General features: G+C 68.4%; 8 protein-coding genes. 4 read left to right on the top strand and 4 right to left on the bottom strand.

The window, feature by feature from the left end; genetic code table 11:
- Positions 1–408 (top strand): hypothetical protein (locus ASD35_RS28130; protein ID WP_235538372.1); only part of this gene is annotated, 408 nt, incomplete at its 5' end.
- Between the two features lie 27 nt (positions 409–435).
- Here the strand turns inward: ASD35_RS28130 and ptsP are convergent.
- Positions 436–2214, bottom strand: coding sequence for a phosphoenolpyruvate--protein phosphotransferase (ptsP, locus tag ASD35_RS16460; RefSeq protein ID WP_056876045.1), 1779 nt, complete (start codon positions 2212–2214; stop codon positions 436–438).
- 115 nt (positions 2215–2329) lie between these two features.
- Between ptsP and ASD35_RS16455 the strand changes: the two genes are divergently transcribed.
- A complete protein-coding gene (locus ASD35_RS16455) occupies positions 2330–3133 on the top strand; it encodes a GNAT family N-acyltransferase (RefSeq protein WP_157275615.1) in 804 nt (267 codons plus the stop codon).
- On the opposite strand, the gene ASD35_RS16450 is transcribed toward ASD35_RS16455, so the two are convergent.
- The 3 genes from ASD35_RS16450 to ASD35_RS16440 are packed head-to-tail and all read right to left on the bottom strand — an operon-like array spanning position 3134 to position 4296.
- Complete coding sequence (locus ASD35_RS16450) at positions 3134–3403, bottom strand: HPr family phosphocarrier protein (protein ID WP_056876043.1); 270 nt, start codon at positions 3401–3403, stop codon at positions 3134–3136. It abuts the gene before it with no gap.
- Entirely contained in the window at positions 3400–3798 is a 399-nt protein-coding gene (locus ASD35_RS16445) for a PTS sugar transporter subunit IIA (RefSeq protein WP_056876042.1), read from the bottom strand. The genes ASD35_RS16450 and ASD35_RS16445 overlap by 4 nt, the downstream gene beginning before the upstream one ends.
- 9 nt (positions 3799–3807) lie before the next feature.
- Positions 3808–4296 (bottom strand): hypothetical protein, encoded by a 489-nt coding sequence (locus tag ASD35_RS16440; protein ID WP_157275614.1) that lies wholly within the window; start codon positions 4294–4296, stop codon positions 3808–3810.
- Positions 4297–4334: 38 nt separating this feature from the next.
- Here ASD35_RS16440 and ASD35_RS16435 point away from each other — a divergent pair, with 38 nt between their 5' ends.
- The gene (locus ASD35_RS16435; protein ID WP_235538371.1) at positions 4335–5582 is read left to right on the top strand and encodes a CaiB/BaiF CoA-transferase family protein; all 1248 of its coding nucleotides are present in this window, start codon (positions 4335–4337) and stop codon (positions 5580–5582) included.
- 140 nt (positions 5583–5722) lie between these two features.
- Positions 5723–6871: a hypothetical protein gene (locus tag ASD35_RS16430; protein ID WP_157275613.1), complete on the top strand. Its 1149-nt coding sequence runs from the start codon at positions 5723–5725 to the stop codon at positions 6869–6871.
- Positions 6872–6883: the final 12 nt, after the last annotated feature.

The raw sequence follows: 6883 nt of genomic DNA, 5'->3' as shown, positions 1-6883 counted from the left end.
AGTATTTTTGAAAATTTCTTTTCTCGATACTCAGCAACTTTGCTTCTTTCTTTGTCGCCTCATGCTGTTTGCTTTCGCATTCAGTCGTCAGCAGCAAAGAGGCGAGATTTTGATCTGCTTTTGCAGCGTCGTCAAGCGCTTTTTGAAAAATTCTTTGAACTTCTCAGCGCTCGTGGACTCTCTCAAGCCCGCCTGACGAGCCTCTCAGCCCGCCTTCGCTCATCCCGCTCCGCCGCCGTTTCCGGCTGCAGCGCTGTGATCAGCGAAGCCCACGACTTTAGCACAGGTTTTTCAGCCGGCGCAAGAGGTGTGGACCGTTTTTCATCTGGCGCCGTCCAAAGAGCCTGCGCTCTCAAGGCGGTGGTCGCGCCCTGCATTTCCAGCAGGGATGCGCGTCTATCAATATAGAGAAACTGCGGACGCCGCAGATCGGGATCAATGAACGATCGCCGCGCCGCTTCTGGCGGCTGACAACTCTTTCTCAGCAGTCGCGCGTGGGTCTTCGCTTTCCAGCAGCCGCGGCAATGCGCTCGCCAAGCGCTGCGCGTCAGCGCGGAGCACGCGCTGCTTCACGGCAGGGATCTGCGATGGATGCATGGAGAAGCTGCGCAACCCCATGGCCAGCAGCAATTCCGTGAAGTCGGGATCCCCGGCCATTTCGCCGCAGACGCTCACACCTTTGCCCGCGGCGTTGGCCTGGGCGATGGATTGGCTGATGAGCTGCAACACCGCCGGATGCCAGGGGTCATACAGATGGGCCACCGCCTCGTCGGCTCGGTCGATCGCCAGCGTGTACTGGATCAAGTCGTTGGTGCCGATGGAGACAAAGTCGACGTGACGCAGCAGCAGCGGCAGCATGACGGCGGCCGCGGGAATCTCGATCATGACGCCCAGCTCCACGCGGGTGAAGGCATGGCCGGCGTCGGTCAGTTGCTGCTGCACCTTCCTGATGGTCTCCAGGATCTGGCGCACCTCGCTCAGGTGCGCCACCATCGGAATCAGCAGCCTGACCTTGCCGTAGGCGCTGGCGCGGTAGATCGCGCGCAGCTGCTGGCGGAACATGCTGGGCTCAGCGAGGCTCCAGCGGATCGCGCGCAGCCCCATGGCGGGGTTGAGTACATGCTCGTGGCGCAATTCGTTGACGGTGAGCCGGTCCAGCGGCTTGTCAGCGCCAACGTCCACCGTGCGAATGGTGACCGGCATGCCCTTCATCGATTCGACGGCCGCCTTGTAGGCGATGAACTGCTCTTCCTCGCTGGGCAGTTCACCGTCGCGGTTCATGAACAAGAATTCGCTGCGGAAGAGGCCGACGCCCGTCGCGCCAGCGGCGACTGCCGACTCGGCATCGACCGGCATCTCGATGTTGGCGTGCAGGTCGACTTGCACGCCGTCCAGCGTCACGGCGGGCGTGTGGCGCAGGCGCGCGAGGCGCGCCCGTTCCAGCTCGCTCTGGCGCTGTCGGAAGCGGTACTCCTCCAGCACGATGGGCGAGGGATTCACGATGACGGTGCCGGCATCGCCGTCGATGATCACCCAGTCGTCCTGCATGATCAGCCGCGAAGCCTCGCGGGTACCGACCACGGCCGGGATGTCCATGCTGCGCGCGACGATGGCGGTGTGCGAGGTCTTTCCGCCGATATCGGTGATGAAGCCGCGGAAGACGCTGCGCTTGAACTGGATCATGTCGGCCGGCGCGATGTCGGCAGCGACCAGCAGCAGCGGGTCCTCGCCGCCGAAGTCGCGAGGCCTGACCGGCGGCGGCGCCTTGCCCGCCTCCTGCGCGAGTGCGCCCAGCACACGCTCGACCACCTGCTCCAGGTCGGCCTTGCGCTCGCGCAGGTAGTCATCCTCCATCTCATCGAACTGGCGCGCCAGCACTTCGAGCTGCGCGGACAGCGCCCATTCCGCGTTGTAGTGCCGGTCGACGATCCATTGGCTCGCGCTGCCGGTCAGCGCCTCGTCGTGCAGCAGCATCAGGTGCACGTCCAGCAGCGCGGCGAGTTCGTGGGGCGCGTCGCCGGGCAGCTCGTCCTTCAGCGTGGCCAGCTCATGCACGACGGCGTCGCGGGCGCGCAGCAGGCGGGCGATCTCGCTCTGGATCTCATCGGGTGAGACGAAATAGTGGGCCACGTCCACACGGCTGGAGGCCACCAGCACGGCGCGACCGATGGCCACGCCGCGCGAGACCGCAATGCCGAACACCTGAAAACTCATCAGCGCACTCCGCAGATCGAGGGGCCAATGTAGCCGCTTGCAACAACCTCGCCCGTCATGGTTTTTTCATGGGACCTTCACTGCGGCGTCAGACGGGCCGACCAGCATGGCCGGCATGAACCGCAGCCAGATCCTCATGCATGCGTCGTTGCACGCAGCTTCCCTGCCGCGCCCATCGCGCGCGCCTACCGCCCGCCTGAGCATCAGCTGGGCAAACAGCGAGTCCGAGGTGCGCGAAGCCCAAGCCTTGCGCTACGAGGTCTTCGCCGTCGAGATGGGCGCACGCCTGGCGTCGCCCAAGCATGCACCGGCCGGGCTCGACATCGACCTCTTCGACGCCTACTGCGAGCACCTGCTCGTGCGCACCGAGGGCGACGACGGCGAGCCTGGCGCCGTCATCGGCACCTACCGTGTGCTGACGCCCGCAGCCGCCAAGCGGGCCGGCGGGCTGTACAGCGACACCGAGTTCGACCTGACGCGACTGCGCGCGCTGCGCCCCCGCATTGCCGAGATCGGGCGCTCCTGCGTGCATGCGGACCATCGCAGCGGCAGCGCCATCATGGCGCTGTGGGGGGCGCTCGCGGCGTTCATGGCGCGCAACGGCCTGGACACCGTCATCGGCTGCGCCAGCGTCAGCATGCGCGACGGCGGCCACTTTGCGGCCAGCCTTTGGCGGCAGATCGCCGCCCAGCACCTCGCGCCCATCGACTGCCAAGTGCGACCGCGGCTGCCGCTGCCCATCGCGCACCTGCGGCAGGACCTCGTCGTCGAAGCGCCGGCGCTGATCCGTGGCTACCTGCGCTGCGGCGCCAAGCTGATGGGCGAGCCCGCCTGGGACCCGGACTTCAACACGGCCGACCTGCCCCTGCTGCTGCGCACCGCCGACCTGCCGGCGCGCTTCAGGCGCGTCACCGGCTGATCACTGCCCTTCGCCGAACTTGTCGTTGACGAGGGCGGTGATCGCGTCCTGGGCGGCCTGCTCGTCTTCGCCGTCCGTCTCCAGTTCGACGCTGGCGCCGATGCCGGCGGCCAGCATCATGACGCCCATGATGCTCTTGGCGTTCACGCGCCGGCCGTTGCGGCTCATGTAGACCTCGCACTTGAAGCTGCCGGCCAGTTTGGTCAGCTTGGCGGAGGCGCGTGCGTGAAGACCCAGCTTGTTGCTGATGGTGAGGGTGGACTTGATCATTCGTCGGGAGGCAAGGGAGGCGTGGCGGTGACGCCGCTGACCGCGCCCTGCACGGCGCGCCGGGCCAGCTCGGTCAGGGGATTCCGGCCGGCGTAGCAGAGCGTGCGCCAAAGCATGGGCACGCTGACACCGCTGAGCACCTGCACCTGCTCGCCGGCCAGGCGCAGGGCGCCGTTGCAGGGCGTCGCGCCGAACACATCGGTCAGCACCAGCCACTCCGGCTGGCCGGCCTTCTCCATCAGCGCCCGCGCGGCCGTTTCGACGTCGTCCGCGCACATGCCGGGGTGGACGTCGAGCACGGTCAGCGTCGGGGCGCAGTCGGGGAAGGTGTGTTCGGCCACCTGCCGCAGCGCCGAGGCGAGCGGCGCGTGGGCGATCACGAGCAGATTGGGCATAGGGGCATGTTAGCGGGCGGGCTCGACGCGCAGCCCGGTGACGAAGCTATCCCACGCCGCCGGGTCGTCCTGCGGCGCCGTCATCACGGCCTGGTAGACCCGCCCGCCATGCGCGAACACGGCGATGCGGGTGACGCCCGCGGCGCCGGTGAGGCGGTGCTGCGCGGCTTCCGGCAGCGGGGTCATGCCGGGCACCTGCAGCGGCTGGGGCGGCGGCAGCGGTTGGCCCAGCTTGCCCGCCAGTGCCTGCGCCATCGCCTTCAGGGCGGCACCGGCCTGCGTCGGGTCCGGCGTGTCGGCCCAGGACAGCGCAAAACCGCTGCCGCCGGCCTCGCACTGCGCCAGACCCATGCCCTGCCGCTGCGCCACCTCCGGCTTGCAGGGGAACTGGGCCACGGCGCCGGAACCTGCCGGGCGCGACTCGCGCCAGTTCAACGCCGGCTGGCAGGCCGTGAGCAGCAGCACTAGGGCAAATCCGGCGGTGGGGGAGCGGCGCATGGGCGAATTATCGGCAGCGGTCCCCCGACAATTCCACCATGCAAGAGATGCCCTCCCCTCAAGCCCCGCAAGCGTTGGCCGGCGTGCGCGTTCTGGACCTGTCGCGCGTGCTGGCCGGCCCATGGTGCACCCAGACGCTGGCCGACCTCGGCGCCGACGTCATCAAGATCGAGCGCCCCGGCAGCGGCGACGACACGCGCGCCTGGGGCCCGCCTTACCTGAAGGATGCCGACGGCCGCGACACGACCGAGGCGGCTTATTTCCTTGGCGCCAACCGCAACAAGCGCTCGCTGGCGGTCGACCTGGCCACTTCTGAGGGCCAGGCCATCGTGCGCCGGCTGGCCGGCCAGGTGGACGTGTTGGTGGAGAACTTCAAGGTCGGCGACCTGGCGCGTTACGGCCTGGACGCGCAAAGCCTCCTGGCCGAGCATCCCGGCCTCGTCATCTGCTCCATCACCGGCTTCGGCCAGACGGGCCCCTACGCCGAGCGTGCCGGCTATGACTACGCCGTGCAGGGCATGGGCGGGTTGATGAGCGTGACCGGCGAGCGCGATGACCTGCCCGGCGGCGGCCCGCAGAAGGTGGGCGTGGCCGTCGCCGACCTGTTCACCGGCATGTACGCGACGGTCGCCATCCTGGCGGCGCTGCGCCACCGCGACGCCACCGGCCAAGGCCAGGTCATCGACATGGCGCTGCTGGACACCCAGCTCGCGATGCTGGCCAACCTGGGAAGCAACTATTTGTGCAGCGGCAAGGTGCCAGGCCGCATGGGCAATGCGCACCAGAACATCGTTCCCTACCAGGTCTTCGAGGCCAGCGACGGCCACCTGATCCTGGCCGTCGGCAACGACCGACAGTTCGCCAAATTCTGCGATGTGGCCGGCCGGCCGGCATGGGCGGCCGATGTGCGCTTCGCGACGAACTCGGAGCGAGTGCGTCACCGGGAGGTTCTCGTCCCGCTGCTGGAAGAAGTCATCCGCCAGCGGCCACGCGCTGAATGGCTAGCTGCGCTGGAGGCGGCCAAGGTGCCTTGCGGGTCGATCAACGGCATCGACGAGGCATTGAATGACCCGCAGGCCCGGTCCCGTGGCGCCGTCGTCGCCGTGGATCACCCGCTGACACCGGCGTTGCGCCTTGTTGCCAGTCCGATGAAGCTGTCCGCCACCCCGGTGCAGTACCGTCTTGCGCCACCGCTGCTCGGCCAACACAGCGACGAGTTGTTGCGCGAAGCCGGCTGTAGCGTGGAAGAAATCACGAATTGGCGTGCCGGGGGCGTCATCGCCTGAGGAGTAACCCACCCCTGAACCCAGGGTTTCCCCCCGGGCAGGGGATGGAGGCGGCGGCGTCCTGTCTTCAGCATGCGCTTTCATACCGCGGCGGGCCAACAACCTAGAACCATCCGGCGCGGGAACCGTCACCCGGGGTCATGTCCACACCGCCTTCCTCCGCGCCAGTCAGCGCCGCCAACGATGTCACGTCTGAGCCGAGCCCGGTGCAGTGGGCCGACATCGTCCAGCAGCTGGGCGCCGAGATCGCGGGGCCGCTGAGCGCGGCGCTGGAGCAGATCCAGAACCTCGCCGCCACCGGCCAGATCGACCGCCGCGGCTTGCGCCTGTTGCGCCGCAGCGTGGACGACGCCCGCACCGCCGGCATGCTGGGCCAGCAGCTCGCCCGCCTGGCCTCCGGCCGGCTGCGCCTGAACCGCGAGCGCCAGCACCTGACGCAGATGCTGCGCAGCGTGCTCGCCCAGCGCAGCCGCGAGACCCAGGCGCGTGGCGTGCAGGTGCGCCAGTCGCTCAAGCCGGTGGAGATCTGGGCCGATGGCGCCCTGTTGTTCGCGCTGCTGAACGCGCTGATGGACTGGGCGCTGGCCAACACGCATTCCTCCGTCGACCTGCGCCTGGACCTGACGCCCTGGCCCGTGAAGGCGCGGCTGAGCTGCCGCTTCGCCCATCGCTCGCTGGAGCTGCTGGGCGACGCCGCCGAGCCGGCCGGCACGTCACCGGGCCTCGACTCCCTCGCCTGGCGGCTGCTGGAGCAGACCGCCATCACCTTGGGCGTCCTGCCGCTGCGCGAGCAGGAGTCGGGCATCACGCTGCTGACGCTGGAGTTCAACCAGCTGGCACCGGACGAGGCCCCACCGCCCGACAGCACCGTCAGCCGGCTGGAGGCGGAGGTGGAGCGCATGGGCGGCAACTCGCGGCCGCTGGCCGGTTGCCAACTGCTGATCCTGGCGGCCAATCGCGACCTGCGCGCCGAGGCGCAGGCGGCCGTGCGCCACATGGGCATGCTGGTCGACGTGGTCGGCAGCGTGGCCGAGGCCGAACAGTTCTGCCGCGAAGGCCTGCCGCATGTGCTGCTGTTCGACGCGGCGCTGATGAACGAGGCGCTGCTGCAGCTGATCGCCGGCATCAGCCACGACGCGCCGGACTTCGCCTTCGTCGAAATGTTCGACGGCGAGCACCGCACCCAGCTTTCCACCGCCACCAGCGACGGCGTGGCCCGCATCTCGCGTCGCCACCTGCCCGACGCGCTGCCGTCGCTGCTGATGTTCGAGCTGGCGAAGAGGAATTGAACAGTTTCCTAG

The organism is Pelomonas sp. Root1444, assembly GCF_001426885.1.
In the GTDB taxonomy this organism is placed as follows: domain Bacteria; phylum Pseudomonadota; class Gammaproteobacteria; order Burkholderiales; family Burkholderiaceae_C; genus Pelomonas.
This window is presented reverse-complemented; position numbering and strand designations above follow the sequence as displayed.